The organism is Kordiimonas pumila, assembly GCF_015240255.1.
GTDB classification, from domain to species: Bacteria; Pseudomonadota; Alphaproteobacteria; order Sphingomonadales; family Kordiimonadaceae; genus Kordiimonas; species Kordiimonas pumila.
Window position 1 is genome coordinate 1,497,919 of record NZ_CP061205.1, and the last position, 15,432, is coordinate 1,513,350.

General features: G+C 47.4%; 14 protein-coding genes. 8 read left to right on the plus strand and 6 right to left on the minus strand.

The window, feature by feature from the left end:
- Positions 1-125 precede the first annotated feature (125 nt).
- Both ICL80_RS06450 and ICL80_RS06455 read left to right on the plus strand, forming a co-directional pair.
- Positions 126-371 (plus strand): type II toxin-antitoxin system ParD family antitoxin, encoded by a 246-nt coding sequence (locus tag ICL80_RS06450; RefSeq protein WP_194215274.1) that lies wholly within the window; start codon positions 126-128, stop codon positions 369-371.
- Between the two features lie 201 nt (positions 372-572).
- Positions 573-1,082: an antirestriction protein ArdA gene (locus ICL80_RS06455; RefSeq protein WP_194215275.1), complete on the plus strand. Its 510-nt coding sequence runs from the start codon at positions 573-575 to the stop codon at positions 1,080-1,082.
- A gap of 31 nt (positions 1,083-1,113) precedes the next feature.
- Here ICL80_RS06455 and ICL80_RS06460 read toward each other — a convergent pair whose 3' ends face one another.
- The 5 genes from ICL80_RS06460 to ICL80_RS06480 all read right to left on the minus strand — a co-directional run bounded on the left by ICL80_RS06460 (position 1,114) and on the right by ICL80_RS06480 (position 4,735).
- Complete coding sequence (locus ICL80_RS06460) at positions 1,114-1,269, minus strand: hypothetical protein (RefSeq protein WP_194215276.1); 156 nt, start codon at positions 1,267-1,269, stop codon at positions 1,114-1,116.
- Between the two features lie 64 nt (positions 1,270-1,333).
- Positions 1,334-2,392 (minus strand): Fic family protein, encoded by a 1,059-nt coding sequence (locus tag ICL80_RS06465; protein ID WP_194215784.1) that lies wholly within the window; start codon positions 2,390-2,392, stop codon positions 1,334-1,336.
- 174 nt (positions 2,393-2,566) lie between these two features.
- Positions 2,567-3,985 (minus strand): relaxase/mobilization nuclease domain-containing protein, encoded by a 1,419-nt coding sequence (locus tag ICL80_RS06470; RefSeq protein ID WP_194215277.1) that lies wholly within the window; start codon positions 3,983-3,985, stop codon positions 2,567-2,569.
- Positions 3,982-4,341: a hypothetical protein gene (locus ICL80_RS06475; protein WP_194215278.1), complete on the minus strand. Its 360-nt coding sequence runs from the start codon at positions 4,339-4,341 to the stop codon at positions 3,982-3,984. The genes ICL80_RS06470 and ICL80_RS06475 overlap by 4 nt, the downstream gene beginning before the upstream one ends.
- Positions 4,342-4,492: 151 nt before the next feature.
- Positions 4,493-4,735 carry a hypothetical protein gene (locus tag ICL80_RS06480; protein ID WP_194215279.1) on the minus strand — a complete coding sequence of 81 codons (243 nt, stop codon included), beginning with the start codon at positions 4,733-4,735 and terminating at the stop codon, positions 4,493-4,495.
- A 499-nt stretch (positions 4,736-5,234) separates the two neighbouring features.
- Between ICL80_RS06480 and ICL80_RS06485 the strand changes: the two genes are divergently transcribed.
- The 5 genes from ICL80_RS06485 to ICL80_RS06505 all read left to right on the plus strand — a co-directional run bounded on the left by ICL80_RS06485 (position 5,235) and on the right by ICL80_RS06505 (position 12,801).
- The gene (locus tag ICL80_RS06485; protein WP_194215280.1) at positions 5,235-7,496 is read left to right on the plus strand and encodes a TonB-dependent receptor; all 2,262 of its coding nucleotides are present in this window, start codon (positions 5,235-5,237) and stop codon (positions 7,494-7,496) included.
- A 318-nt stretch (positions 7,497-7,814) separates the two neighbouring features.
- Positions 7,815-9,881 carry a TonB-dependent receptor gene (locus tag ICL80_RS06490; RefSeq protein WP_194215281.1) on the plus strand — a complete coding sequence of 689 codons (2,067 nt, stop codon included), beginning with the start codon at positions 7,815-7,817 and terminating at the stop codon, positions 9,879-9,881.
- A gap of 22 nt (positions 9,882-9,903) precedes the next feature.
- Positions 9,904-11,286, plus strand: coding sequence for an alpha/beta hydrolase (locus ICL80_RS06495; protein ID WP_194215282.1), 1,383 nt, complete (start codon positions 9,904-9,906; stop codon positions 11,284-11,286).
- 22 nt (positions 11,287-11,308) lie between these two features.
- Positions 11,309-11,689: a hypothetical protein gene (locus ICL80_RS06500; RefSeq protein ID WP_194215283.1), complete on the plus strand. Its 381-nt coding sequence runs from the start codon at positions 11,309-11,311 to the stop codon at positions 11,687-11,689.
- Between the two features lie 167 nt (positions 11,690-11,856).
- A complete protein-coding gene (locus ICL80_RS06505; protein ID WP_194215284.1) occupies positions 11,857-12,801 on the plus strand; it encodes a VOC family protein in 945 nt (314 codons plus the stop codon).
- Positions 12,802-12,868: 67 nt separating this feature from the next.
- Here the strand turns inward: ICL80_RS06505 and ICL80_RS06510 are convergent, their stop codons facing one another.
- Positions 12,869-13,663, minus strand: coding sequence for an IclR family transcriptional regulator (locus ICL80_RS06510; RefSeq protein ID WP_194215285.1), 795 nt, complete (start codon positions 13,661-13,663; stop codon positions 12,869-12,871).
- A 283-nt stretch (positions 13,664-13,946) separates the two neighbouring features.
- Here ICL80_RS06510 and ICL80_RS06515 point away from each other — a divergent pair, with 283 nt between their 5' ends.
- Positions 13,947-15,428, plus strand: coding sequence for an amidase (locus ICL80_RS06515; RefSeq protein ID WP_194215286.1), 1,482 nt, complete (start codon positions 13,947-13,949; stop codon positions 15,426-15,428).
- Positions 15,429-15,432: the final 4 nt, after the last annotated feature.

Consider the following 15,432-nt stretch of genomic DNA (forward strand, 5'->3'; position numbering starts at 1 on the left):
GAATTCAAGGCACCATAGTGCAAAGAGTGCAGGCTGCCCAACCCTTGCGCTAGTGTCTATGCTTAAAATTGACAATTTTTGCCAAAATATGTCAATAATCAATATTGAGAAATGGAGATTATGATATGGCGACCATGAATGTTTCACTTCCTGATGAAATGAAAAACTGGGTTGAGGGTCAGGCTCAAACAGGCCGTTACAGCAACGCCAGTGACTATGTGCGCGACCTCATTCGTCACGATCAGGAACGCAAAGACAAGATTGCCCATATGCAAACGCTGGTGACAGAAGCACTCGAAAGCGGTGAGGGTCAAAAATCCATGAGTGATATTCTGGCCGAAGCTGGTTCTCTCACCTCTATGTCATTATAAGCCGTAGCCTATAAACTCAGTGTTAAAACTGCAGAAGACATCCTCGATGATCTAGATATTCCCCCTTTGCTTTGAGGATTGGCACTTTAATGGCTGCGGGGCTGTGAGCAACCACCTTCCACACATGCACTGAGAAGGCAGTTGCACCCACCCCCTATGCAGCCAGTGCTCCCTCCTTGTTCAAAGCAAAGGAGGAACATCATGACATTCACATTTCACGCAACACCTTTCGATATTTCAGCCGCGGGTTTCTATTTCAGTTCCGCTGATGAATACCGTAAAAAATCAGCCAATCATTTGAATGAATATTATGAAATCGTTGAAGAATTTGAAATTCAGCCCATAGATGGTGAAACACTGGACCTTGAGCTTTTTAAAGCCTTATCTATCAATCAGTCCAACATCTGCACCTTCATTGAAAAATGCGAAGAGTGGGAAGACCATGAGAAATACAACATCATTATCGCCGCTGGTGAATGCGGCTATGATTTCGATATAGATACTGATAGCCCCTATGATTTTGATATCGATATCTATGACGTGGATAATCTGAAAGACCTTGCTTACCAATTTGTTGATGAAGGTCTGTTTGGTGACATTCCCATGAACATTGCCTGTTATCTTGATTACGATGCCATTGCACGCGATCTGGGCGTGGATTACACGGAAACTGTTATCAATGGTCAGAGCATTGTGTATAGGTGTAGCTGATGAGGGGCATTATTCGCTTTGGAAATAAAGCCTACTTTTTCGCGAGTGCTTTTAAGACCTCGTGATTACGGCGCATGATTTCTCTCCCTATTTCCATTTGCCGAGCTAACTCTATGTCATCGGTGGCTAGCTTGGTGTTTTTGGGAAGGCTATCATCCAGTTTTTCTTTTCCGTGTTTTTTACTCATATTTCTTCCTTGAGAGTAAGCGGCGACTGCATATATTTCATAGCACCAGCGCTACCTTGCCGTGTTAGCCATTTAATCGGCCATACCACGTGCCTTTTCCGCTTCCATGCTGGGATAAATGGTTAGCTAAAACTAGGGCTTGCAGGTGCTTTTTAACAGTGTTGCGGTTTGCTCCTGTTAGTTTCACAATTTGACTATTAGTGAGCTTGCCGTGTTCCTTTGCCAATTCCAGTATTTGTATGGAAAGCTCAGGCAGGGTTTCAATGACAATACGCTCACGCTCAATCTTAACCTGAAGTCTGTTTTTTTGCTGTTGTAAGGCCCTCAGGAAATAAATCACCCATGGTTGCCAATCTGGTGCATCACTACGGATCGTACCTTGCGTTTTACGGAGCGCTATATAGTAACCTTCTTTGCTTTGCTCCACTACGCTTTCAAGCGAGCTGTAAGGTACATAATTATAACCACTTTTCAGCAGCAATAGCGTTGTTAGAACCCGAGATAATCTACCGTTGCCATCTTGAAACGGATGAATTTCCAGAAAGGTAACAGTGAATATGCCAATGATAAGGAGTGGGTGCAGTCTACCTTCCTCTAGCGCCGTTCGGGTCCACTCGACTAATTCAGTCATTAACCGAGGTGTATCAAATGGGGTAGCGGTTTCAAAAACGATCCCGATTTCTTTACCGTCCGTATCAAATGCAACAACATGATTGGGGTTGATTTTATACTCCCCACGATGCCGTTCATCTTTGGCGCTATATTTAAGAAGGTCGCGGTGAAGTTGCTTGATATAGTTTTCTGTAATATTGATTGTATCCGCATGGGCGAAAATCGTTTCCATTACCTCTGCGTACCCAGCGACCTCTTGTTCATCGCGCGTTTCAAATTTCTTGATTTCCAGATTGGACAACAGCCGTTCAACATCTTTGTCGGAAAGCTTGCTTCCTTCAATACGTGTTGAGGAACCAATGCTTTCAATCGTGGCAACGCGGCGTAGCGCAGACAGGCGATCCGGGGCAAGTGTACCAAGCGCTCTCCATGCCCCTTTAAACTCGTCGATTTCAGCAATCAACAAGACAATTTCCGGTGTTATTTTTAATGTATCAAGATTAAATGTCATATCCATATATTTACCCAAAAATATCCATAAGTGCAATAAATTAGAATAAATACCCAATAATATACCCACAAATACCCAATAATGCATATGGGCAAGCCAAACACAATTTAAAGCAAGGCCGTTTTCATTACCTTCGGAGCATAAGTCTCTCGTTCAGAATTATGAGCGAGAGTTTCATCGCTCAGGGCCTGAGTTTTTGCCCCTTCTTTGGCGGGCTGGATCACTCTTTTGCATTTCTCTTTTCTTCATGAAAGCCTCTCGGCGCGCATCACGATTGGCGGCTTCATTGAATGAAGTGCTTATGGTGCGGGTTGCATCAATTTTTTGCGGGCTGCGTCTGCGCCGCGTTTGCTGTGGCGGAACGTGTTCCGCTGTGATTTGAGCCGTGACTTTGCGATCTTGCGCGATTACTCGCTGTTGCTGCCTAATCTGCACCAAGTCTTGCTTGGCGTTACGGGCTAGCCGTTTGCGTTGCTCCATGTGCCGGAATATCAATTCATCCCGCCGGGCTTGATCACGCCGGGTAGCTTGCCATGCTTCTATTTCATTGCGTTCACGAATGCGTTTGTGCTGGCCGTTGATCCGATCCCACAAACCTTTCGTGCCTTTGCGAAAACGTGCTTGTCTTCGTATGGCCTCAGCTTGCAGCCGGGCTTCCATCATTCGTTTTTGCTCGGCGCGTTGTTCCCTCTGCTTGGCAATAAGCGCTTGTTTCTCTTTTTGCAGCGCTTCTTTGCGCAGTTGTTCTTTCTGTGCCAGTTCCGTATCAAAGCGGTCCAGCATATCCCCCATATCTTGAGAGATTACCGCTTTGGTTTCCTCAAGGCCGGGCAGCTTGCTGGCATCACCAAGGCGGGCTTTCAGGTCTTTGGGTTTGACATCCGACCATCTGGACAGGGAATAATGCTTGCCATCCGTATTCACAGCCAGAAAGCCGCGCCGATCACCACGGGCAAGGCGGTAGCCCCGTTCTTCCAAAGCATGCGTGAATGCGGCCTTATTATCAGAAATCGCCCATGCATCTTGCAGGGCGGTCTTGATGTCTCGCGGGTCTTTATCTTGCCGCTTGGCTTGCTGCCACTCTTCCAGTGTAAAATTACGCGGATCAGCTTGGCTGGACTTGGAAAGACCTTCTGGCATCTTCCAGCCATGTTCCAGATATAATTCGCGGGAAATTTCCTGCATCTTGTTTCTGTCAAAGGAAAGCTGCCTTGCCTTTAGCTCTTGCGCATCAATACGGGACCACACCGCATGGGCATGACGGCGCATCATACCGTCAGCCCCTTCTTTTTCATGGAAGACAATGGCGCGGGGCTGTCCATCTAGGCCAAGCTTGTTTTCCACGCGCTCAATGGCCGCTTCAAAGTCCTGCGTGGGTACTTCCACATCTGGCGGCGGGTTGAGGCTAAGGGAGAACAGGAATTGCTTGCACTTGGTGGCCTTGCTGATTGCATGTGCTTCTTGAAACGCACCATGGAGATCATCTGAGGCAAAGCCGCGCAGTTCATGAACATCCACATGTTCATTTTCATCTTTCATTAGATGGTGGGCAAGGTCATATGCCCCGCCGCGCTGATTACCGACAAGGATCATTGAGGCCGCACCCCCAGCTTACGCAGCAAAGCGGCGCGCATGGTGCGAATATCGGTACACGCTTGTTCTAGCTGCTCTGAAAGCTCCTCTGTTACAGGTAGCGCACCAATCTCGGCAGCTTTGGCGATACAGGCCATGCTGCGCGCCAAATCAGAGGAACCGAGGATAGCCAGCACCGTGGCGGCATCTGATTTTGTGATGGCGGCGCGATTGCCCTCAAACAACTGCGCCTTGATAAATGCGCCAAGCGGCTTCCCCTTGGCCCGGCGTACAAGCTTGGCTTTCTCATCCTTGGTCAGACGCAGGGAAAAGGGTGCTGGTTTCTTGGCTGGTTTTGCGGTTGAAGGCTGGGTCATGGTTCCAGCCTTTCAAAGTCAATTTCAGCATGTTTTAGCTGGTGTTCCCAATCCCCCAAAACCTCGAAAACCTTGTTCGAGGTTTCTTCGTCCAAGTCCACCACTTTCTTGTTAAGTCTCAAAAATAAAGAGAGACTTTTGCCTCTGATATTTATTGGTGTGGCATTAAAGCTGTGGGGGCACGGTCAGATTTATTCCAGATAAACTGATAATATTTAGTGGGCTGATCAACAATGCTAGACCATACAAAGAGCAGTTCAATATCTGATATGAGCCTCGGGTAAGTGTTGCTGGTTTGTGCTGTGATAGCACTTGTCAATTTGCCGTCTTTCTTTTTAATAACGATATCATTGCCACGGTTTTGTGACTGTGCTGCATTAGCGTGCATTGTCATAATGCCGATGACTGCAAGGTATCAATCCACACACCGAAGGCAGGCGTTATTATACCACGCGATGGTATAAGGCATAGCCGCCAATGCACATTCAGATTAAGCCTTTATACTACGCTATTGCGGTGCCGTTTAGAGCTTTTCAGTTTGTTAAACTGTTCGGCTATCTGTGAGATTGTGCCTAGTTTTCTATAACAACGGACATTCCTGTTCATGCCAGTTGTTTTTCCCGACCTTCTTTGCGGGCAAAGGTGATGGCGGTAAGTTCCAGTAAATTTTTTACATGCAGCACATTGTTATGACTGGTTTTTTCACCGTTTATAGTAACGGCGTGGAGGGTTGTTTGGCCATGAGTTTGAGTGATTTTAATTATCTATTGACAAATTAATTATTTTATAACAAATTTAAATCATGTTACAGCACAAGTTTGATAAGTTTGTGCAGGGCCGAAATAATAAATATTCTAATATAGGGAGTGGAAGTCGTGTCAGGATTGGGATCGATGAAAAAACGGTTGCTGAATGCTAGCTGTCTGGCAGGGTGTGTTCAGGTAGTAATAGCTCTATTTCCTGGTGGAGCGGCGTTAGGGGAAGAAACTGAAAAGCCAGAAATGTGGCTTGATGAGATTGTGGTTACTGCGCAAAAGCGGGAACAATCGCTTCAGGACGTGCCGATTAGTGTTTCTGTTTTTGGTGGCCCAGCCATTGCAAAGCAGAATATTACAGAGCTGGGCGATTATTTTGACCTCACGCCGAACATTGCAGCTGTGAATTTGGGGTCGCTTATTGATAATCAGGTGTCCGTTCGCGGTGTTTCCAACATTGGTGGTGCCCAGAATGTTGTTGGCTTCTTTGTCGATGAATTTAATGTGGCGCCCCTTGTAGAAAACGCGACTTACGATCAGCGCCTTATTGACGTTGAGCGGCTGGAAGTGTTGCGCGGCCCGCAAGGAACGCTGTTTGGACGCAATGCATCTGGCGGCGCCATCAGCATTACAACCAAAAAACCATCCAGTGAATTTGGTGGGTATGTAACCGCCGGCTATAGCAGTTTTAAGACAAAGTTGGTGAAAGCAGCGGTGAATGTACCAGTGTCAGACACTGTGTTTGTGAGAGTGAATGGTTTTCTGGAGGACAGCGCAGGCTTTTTGAAGAATGAAGGCCCGAGCGATGCAACAAATGATTACACCAGCTACGCTGTCCGGGGTGCCGTGCGTTTCCAGCCAAGTGAAGAGCTGACAGTGGACCTTGCGCTCTCGCATCAGGACCATGAGCAAGGCTTCATGAATTCCGTACCAACGGGCATTCAGGGCGATACGCTGGCGTCTCTTGGGTTTCCTATCTTTACTCTTGATGCAGGATATTTCCCGGAAAACAATGATACCATTCAGACTGACCGGGGACGCGATATTAAAGCAGAAACCACGATGGCAACAGCCCGGGTTCAGTATGACTTTGAAAATGTCACACTGGTGTCTGTTACCGGTATTATTGACCATGATGCAACGATTAACGGCGAGGCTGATCAGTCTGGTCTCGACCTATGGAACGATGAAAACTATATAAAATTGAACAGCTGGAGCACAGAGCTGCGGTTGCAAACGGGGAATGACACGGGCTTTAACTGGCTCCTTGGAGGTGTGTACGCAGAAGACAAAAACGAAACACTTGATCGTAGGCCTTTTTCTCCCACCTTCTTCAGCACATTCTTTGGTGTAACAGTGCCTGAGGGGACGATTGTGACCCCAATCAATGATTTGGAAACCTTTGATGTAACGTCTTTTGGTTTGTTCGGCGAACTGAGCTGGACAGGTCTTGATGATCGGTTAACGGTTAGCGCTGGTCTGCGTTGGCAGCATGATGAAGTGGCCTCAACCTTTTATGCGCTCCGGAATGCTGTATTTCCACCCTTTACAGCTGTCCCACAAGACGAAGCAGGCGAAGCGTCGTTTGATAGCTTTATGCCGCGCCTGACAGCCAATTATGCAGTATCAGATGAAGTGAGTATCTACGGTACTGTTTCGAAAGGGGCCAAGCCGGGTGGATTTAACTTGGCCACCGTGACATTCCCTGACCTTGGGCTTCCGGAAACGTTCGATAGTGAAAGCCTCTGGAACTATGAGGTTGGTATGAAGGCTGTTCTTGCAGATCGCAAAGTCCTTTTGAATCTGGCAGCCTTTTATATTGACTGGAGTAAAATTCAGGTTTCCAGTTTCTTCTTTGATCCGGTTACATTTGACAGTGGCGTCGTAACGCAAAATGGTGCGGAAGCAAGCTCTAAAGGGTTTGAGGCAGATATTGCAATCCGGCCGGTTGAGGGGCTTGAGTTTAAGGCTGCAATTGGATACCAGGATTCAACATTTGGTGATTTCCCGGATGCGATCATTGACTCTACCGGCAACACAGCAGATGCATCAGGCAATCGGCTACCCCTTGCACCTGAGTGGACATATAATGCGTCTGCAGAATATAACTGGTTTATGTTTCAAGATGCTGAAGCTTTCGTGCGATTGGAATATATTTACCGTGACAGTGTGTTTACGGATAATGAAGCGCGGGCAACACCTCCGGACTTTGTAGGGGCCTATGATTACTTGAACCTGCGTGCTGGTTTTGATGTAGGACAGATTCGTGTGCTTGCATATATAGAAAACTTGACCGGGTCTGATTACACAACCGGATATTTGCCCCCGAATTCTATTACGGGTGTTTTAGCAACAGTAAATCCCAGACGCATTGGAGTGTCTGTAACGTATGATTTCTGATGCAAGATTTGGTTTCTTCTGAAATTACTAAAAGAACCGGATGACATAAAATTTTATTTAAATACAAATAGTTAACGTGACGTAACTAAAAAAGCCCCTCCATGGAGGGGCTTTTTCTTGAGCAGCATAATATGGAAAATATAGTCATGTAGACTAATGAGTTTAGGGTAAGCTTCAGCCTTTTTAATTATTAATTGACAAATTAATTATCTATATTACAATTTTATAAATGATGATAGAGTCGCATTCTTCGCTGTAAGGATAGCAGTTCACGAATGATGAGCTCGTATAGTCATCAATAAAAAAGGGAGGAAAACATTGCTTAATAAAATGACATCCAAAAGAACAATTGGTCTGAAAGTTGGGCTTATAAGTGCAGCTGCTTATGCGGTTTTTCCAAAAGCAGTTATGGCTGAAACGGCGGATAGTACTGTTTCCGCCTTTGAAGAAATCGTCATTACAGCTGAAAAGCAGGGGCGGTCTATAAAGGACACCGCGACTAGTGTGTCTTTTTTCAATGAAGATGACCTCAAAGAGCGTGCCGGAATTGCGGCTTTAAGTGATTTGGTGATGCGCCTTCCAAATGCGAATTCATTTGGCAAAAGTGGATTGGTACCAACCGTACGTGGTGTTGATGGTACAGGCCCGGCTATTGGAGCAAATGCGTTTTTTGCAGGCACACGGAACCGGCTTAATGTGCAAGTGGATGGGCGTGCGCTCAGCTATAATGAAGTTGCTTATGGCGATGCCCAGATGTGGGATGTGCAGCAGGTTGAAGTGTTGCGCGGGCCACAAAGCACCCTTCAGGGGCGAAATGCTGTTGGTGGTACGATCGCTATCACGACAAAAAACCCTACATATGAATTTGAAGGTGCCATTCGCGGGCAAGCGGGTACGCAGGATCTATATCAGGGTTCTATCGCTCTCTCTGGCCCGATTGTTGCCGATCAGGTGGCAGTACGCTTTTCGGCAGACCACAGGGAATATGATGCGGGCGCAGAATTGGTGCCTGTGCCTGGCCTAGGTATTGACAGCCCTGAACATTATACAGCGACCACCTTGCGCGGGAAAATTCTGATAGAGCCTGAAAACCTTGAAGGTTTCCGGACGCTGGCAACTATCACCTCTGTTTCTTTCGAGGGTCCACAGGTGGAGCGGGTCGGACGGCCATTTTCTGACCGGGTTAGTGCTCTTGCCACGGGTGATCCTGTGCACAAAACCGAAGCGTTGAGTGGTATTTTGGATATGTCCTACGACATAAACGAGACAGTTACGCTCCAGAATATTCTCTCTTACACAGATTTTAAAATGATCCGCTATGCTTCCAGCGCGCCAGCGCGTGTTGACGGTACGGAATTTGTTCTGGAGCCGCGTCTGGCTTTCGCGTCTGCTGATGCTGGGATCAGTGGTATCGTGGGCCTCTATTATTTTGAGGCTGAACAGGATGAAGAAATTCTGTTTGGCGTGCCGTCTACTTTTAGTGATGAAACAACAACAAAAGCAGCCTTCGCTGAATTTAACTATGATATTTCGGACAGTTTTACGCTTACCTTAGGTGCGCGCTATGAGGAAGAGCATCGTGTACGGGAAAATACAAATGCCGGCTTGTTCACTATCAACCTTGATGACAAATCCAGCGTATTTCTGCCCAAATTTGGCATTGCCTATAATGTAAGTGATGCCACCACCATCGGTGCCATTGTGTCCAAAGGCTATAACGGCGGTGGTGCGGGCTTTACATTCGAGCCTCCATTTACAAACTTTGAGTTCGACCCCGAATTTGTGTGGAACTATGAAGTTTATGCTCGTAGCAGTCTTGCAGACGGTGTGCTTCTGACGGCTAACGTCTTTTATTCAGATTATAGCGGCATGCAAATTCCGTTTGATCAAAACCCTGATCCTGCACTGAATTCGCAGATTATTCTGAATGCTGATGAAGTGATTACGTATGGAGCCGAGCTTGGACTGCGTTGGACGGTTAATGAAAACTTCGAGTTTTACGGTGAAGTAGGTCTTTTGGAAAGTGATGTAGATTCTCCCGGCTCTCTTATTGATGGTAACGAATTAACACGCTCAGCTAGTATCACGGGTAATGCAGGTGTCATATTTACAAGTGGCGGTTTCCGGGCTGCGGTCGACGCTAGTTACTCAGGGTCATATTATACAGACGAGCTAAATGACCCGCGCGGCTATATAGATCCGTTCTGGTTGGCGAATGCGCAACTTTCCTACGCGTGGGACAATGTGCGAGTATACGCCAGTGTGAGCAACTTGTTTGATTCAGACCATCCTGTTGGCATTCTTCCAGGAAATACAGCAAGTCTTGATCATGCCTTTCTTGTGCCAAAGCGGCGCTTGATTGCTGGTGTGACGCTTAACTTCTAAATTCTTGGTCCCGGAGATAACAATGTTCTCAACCAATCGTATATCATATGCGATCCTGCCATGGCTGCTTAGTGCGGCCATGGCGATAGTGCTGGTTTTTCCTGCACTTGCGGAAGGCGCACCCGAAGTGGCCATAAGCCCTCGGTTACAGCAGCTAACGGAGAAAGTTCAGGCTGGCGACAGCAAGGCGCAGGACGTATTCTGGGCTGCTGTTACCAAAGAAGGCCTGCCGATGCTGGAAACGGGCGCTGAAGAGGGGCTGGTGACCATGACATTCCTCCTGCGTGCAGGAAACGGTGCAGACCCTCGCAATGTGCGCGTCGCGATGATGGTGCCTGAACATCCACTTTATGCCTTCTCTCCGGTTGTTGGTACAAACCTGTGGTCTGCCACGCTTGAAGTATCAGATGAAGCTATGGGCATGTATTGGCTGGCTTGGCCGCGCGGTAAGGACGGCAACAGCGAGGCCGTGTTTGACTATCCGCACCGTGACGGAATTCATTATGAATTTTTTGCAGACCCGAATGCGGGCCATAGTATTAGGGGGACTATACAACCACAGTTTCCAGACAAAAAAATGTCTGTGTTTTTTGCCTCTCCGGATCAGCGCTTGCCTTATTCAAAAGCACAAGCGGATATTCCTAAAGGTACTTTGGAGCATAAAACTCTTGAGAGTGCAGCGTTTGGCGGTCCGCGTCAGGTTTCGGTTTATTTACCTAATGGCTATTCTGAAGGTTGCCGTTACCCATGGGTATTGGTTTTCGATGCGGAAAACTATCTGTCGCTTATGTCAACAACGATAGTTCTTGATAATATGATCGCAGAAAAGATAGTACCGCCAATGGGTGCCGTTTTTATACATACTGGCGCGAGCCGGGTGCCTGATCTGGCGCCAAACCCCCGCATGGAAGGCTTTGTGCGCGATGAGCTTATCCCTTGGGCGCGGAAAACCTATGCTCTTTCAGTGGATAATCAGCAAACGGCAGTTATGGGCTTTAGCCACGGCGGGCTTGCAGCCTTGAATGCAGGCCTCAAGAACTCTGACCTGATCGGAGCAGTTATTGCCCATTCTTCTTCAGCTTGGTGGTCATCAACCCTCCGGCCTCCTTTTAGCCTTCTGGAGTCAATGCCTCCTGAAGCAAACGAACTTGCGCGGTCTTTCACTGCCGGACAAAAGCTGCCGCTGCGCTTTTATATGGATGTAGGGGCATGGGAAGGAAACTGGCAGGTTAATTCCAACATACAGCTGAAAGATGCACTTGTGAAAAAGGGGTATTCTGTCTCTTTCCGCACCTATGAGGGTGGACACGATTATTTGGCATGGCGTGAAACGATGCCTGGCGCGCTGCGTAATATTTTTTCAGGTCGTACTGAAGCTGCCGCGTGCGTCAGCTCACAACAATAAATACAAGGGAAAGGGTTGATTTATGTCTACTTTTAAAATGTCTGTATTGCCTCTTGCGATGGCTGGTTTGGTTTTGTGGTCTGCAAACGCCACCGCTTATGCTGGTAGCCATGCAGAAGACCTAATGACAGGTTATTATGGCAACACATGGGAATACAAGGACCATGAAGGATTTAAGCTTCTGCACATCAACAAAGATATGTCGATGAAGGTTAAACTGAAAGATGGACGGGTGTTTGATGGTGTCTGGGATGTGACAGATAAAACCGTGTGTTTCCGTGTGGGGGATGATGCTGCTTGTTTTGATGATGTGCTTGGTCGCGGTGCAGGGGAAACCTGGACTGGTACTCATGATGATCATGCTTACACTGGAATAGTACACGAAGGTCGTGAGGCATTTTAACGCCAGATCTGAATTGATACAGGCAGGTGGCTAAGGCTATCTGCACTAATCAAAAGCCATGGTTGGTGATGTAACCCAACTGGGCAGCCTGATGGTTGGCCAGCAAGGTATCTGTCACGTCTGTGGTGGCTGCGGGGCGCAGCTAGAAAGGAAATACAGTACAGACTATGATAGAAGATATAAACATAAAGCCGATACGAGAATTTGATCATCTTATGTGCGGAGTGAAGGATGTAGAGGCAGTAGAAGATGCATTTAAGATGTTAGGCTTTACCATGGGGCCGGTTACACCACTAGAAGGCGTTGGTGTAGTAAATCGCCGTATCCTATTAACGCCCAAACATAAAAATATTGCGAATTATATTGAGTTTATGCAGCTTGGAGGGGCGTCTGGAGATATTCCATCCTACCTGAAAAAATGGCTTGGTGCTAGCGTGCGAGGTGATGAGGGTATTCATTCTTTTATCATGCGTACCGATGACGCACGAGCCGCCTTTACGCATTTTGAAAAACGACATCAGGCAGACCCGTCTGGTGGTTTTTCCCCTGTTTTGTTGGAACAGGATTTTGTGCAGAATGGGCCGGATGGTATGCCGTACCGGGTGAATTTCAGTAATTGTATTATGCCTGATCTTGAGCCACCTTTATATATTTCTACATCGCAGATCAAAACGCTGGATTTTTATATGGATTCTGTCTGGCGGACCCATCCGAACGGAGCCTGCTCATGGCTTTCTACAATAGCAGTATCAAAGACACCTCTGGAAACAGCTAAGGGTATGCAGGCTGTGTGGGGTGGTGATATTCACCTTGATGATGAGGGTATGGTTGCGGTTGGTCCTAGCGAAATGCGCCTAAAGATTTTCACACCTGAAAGGTTCGAGCATACCTATGGTGTTCCTGTTAAGACAGGCGCTGACAGGCAAGAAGTGCTTCCCTATGCTGCGGGTGTGCACATATCTGTTAATAATATTGATGAAACGCTCGATTTTTTATTAAAGCGACAGATCAAGCCTGTGCTGCGGGAGCACTATGTTATTATTCCACCTGAATATGCACATGGCATTCTGCTGTGCTTCGAACAAGAAAAAACCAATGCAGCGGGTGAGTAAGCGGTTATGCTCACGCTGGTGTATGAAGCTGAGTTGTTGCCCTTGATTTCAAAGGAGCACCTGAAAATTAGGTGTCCTTAAAGCCCAAGTGATAGGAAAGGGCTGTAGTTGTTTCCAGCAAGTCCTTAAGTGCCGGGTGATCTGGGTCGTCCAGTTTTTCATTCTCACCTGTTACAGATAGGACTGCGCTGGCTTCGCCGTGAAAATTTAATATCGGGCTGGCAACGGCTTGAAGATGAGGCAAGACATCAACATCAATAAAGGAGAGGCGCGTTTTGCGTAAGTTTTCAAGGGATGACTCGATAGTCTTGAGTATAGCTTTTTGTGCGGCCTTTTCGCGCCTGGTCTTGAATTCCAAATCCACAGCAGGTTTGGTAACTTGCTCAGGGAGAAAGGCCCTGAAGATGCGCCCGGTTGCCGATCGCATCGGGAGTAGGGAACCCAGAGCAATAGAGGTGATTATTGGGGGGCTGCACTGCTCAAGCTTCACAATGGTAGGCCCTTGTACGCTATAAACAGTGAGTGCAACCATAACATGGTGCTCATGCGCTAAGCGCTTCATTTCCGGCGTGGCAATTTCCACAATATTGGTGCGGCTGAGTGCTGATAGCCCAATATCGAGCGCGAGGGGGCCTAGGTCATAATGAGATGTGTAGGGGTCTTGCCGCAAAAGGCCAGACTGAAGAAAGCTGGACACGTACCTATGTACATTACTGGATGCCATCCCAACAGCTTCGCTGAGTTCCTTCAGGGGTAAGGGGCCGTTGGCCTTTGCCATTGCTTTCAATATAGAGACACCAATGTCAACTGATTGAACACCTCTGCGATTTTCAATCTTTGAGTCCGAAGATCTGCGTGCCATTGGTGTTGTTATCCTTACGAAATTCCAGTCGTTTGGTCTGATCATATCTGACGTATTATTGTATGATATTGGTTTAAAGTTATACCAGCCCTGTTGACAAAGCTTATTCACTAAATTGGGGGTATTTGCAAGGCTTACTGTGAACAAGAGACCTAGTTGTTTACTACATGGCGTGATGATGTGATGTTATTTGTAAATAAACAATCAATTGTCTATTGTGGATTTATATGCGCCATGTTACGGTGTTGGCTATATTGAAATTGAATTGTATGGGATCGTGAAAATGGATAGGCGGGAATTTGTTTTAAGTGCAGTAGGGGTTGCTGCTATGGCGGGTTTGCCCACAGCAGTTAGGGCGCTGACAAAAGATCAGGCATTATGGAAGTATGATGCGATTGGGTTAGCAGAACTGGTCCGCACAGGGCAGATCTCTCCGCTTGAGTTGTTGAATGCAACAATAGCCCGATGCGAACACATAGATGAAAAGGTCAATGCTCTATCGATCAAGCATTATGAAAAAGCCCGTGCGGATATTGCAGCAGGCCTGCCTGATGGCCCTTTAAAAGGGGTCCCTTTTATACTGAAAGACCTTGAAGTTGAGCTTGCAGGCACTGTGACCACTAACGGTAGCAAGCTTATGCAAAAAAAAGCAGATCAGGATAGCGAGCTGGTGGCGCGGTATCGCAAAGCAGGGCTTGTTATGTTTGCAAAAGCGGCGGCGCCGGAAGGTGGTACTGCGGGCTCTACGGAATCTATGATGCATGGCCTTACCTTAAATCCGTGGAACCCCGAGGTTGCAGCGGGTGGCTCGTCTGGCGGTTCCTGTGTGGCCGTTGCCTCTGGTATGGTGCCAGCGGCAGAGGCTTCTGATGGCGGGGGTTCCATTCGGGCGCCTGCATCACAGTGCGGCATATACGGCCTGAAAGTTAGTCGTGGGCTTACCCCTTATGGGGGCGACTTGAGTGTTGCGCATGCGGTAACAAAAACTGTGCGTGACAGTGCAGCCTTGCTGGATGCAGTTGCGGGGCCATATCACCGTAGCATGTACCGCGCACCCATGCCCGAAGACGATACGTATCTTGAGCTTTTGGACCGTGAACCTAAAAAATTGAAAATGGCATTCTTTGACTCGTACGAAGGGTACGAAACGCATGAAGAATGCAAAATTGCCACGCGCAATGCTGTACGGCTGTGTGAAAGTCTAGGGCATCATGTGGAGGAGGTGAAACCCCCGGTTGATATGGCCGGGTTGTATCAGCCTTTCACGACCCTCTTTAAGGTGGGTATGCTGCGTCTCGTTCAGTTTCTTGAGCATATTCACGGTCGTCCGATCCAGCCGGGTGATGTTGACGCAGGTAAATGGATTGCAGCTGAAGAGGGCAAAAAAATCGATGGAGCCACCTATATGGCAGCGCATTCAAAATTTGCTGAACTGACTGCAAAAATGGGTGATTTTTTTACCAATTACGATGTGCTTGTAACACCAACTCTTGGGCAGCCTCCTGTGCACCCAAGCAAGCTTAGCCCGCTTACTGGGCCAATTGATGGTGTGTCCAAGGTTACTCAGGTGTATGGCACAACGACTGTGTTAGGGTCTCTCTCAGGTATTCCGGGGGCATCAGTGCCATTGCATTGGACGCCAGAGGGCTTGCCTGTTGGTGTACTGTTCCAATCTGCTATTGGGCAAGATGCACGTTTGCTGCAATTGTCCGCACAGCTTGAGAAGGCGCAGCCATGGATTAATAAATACCCTGATCTAGGATAGATGA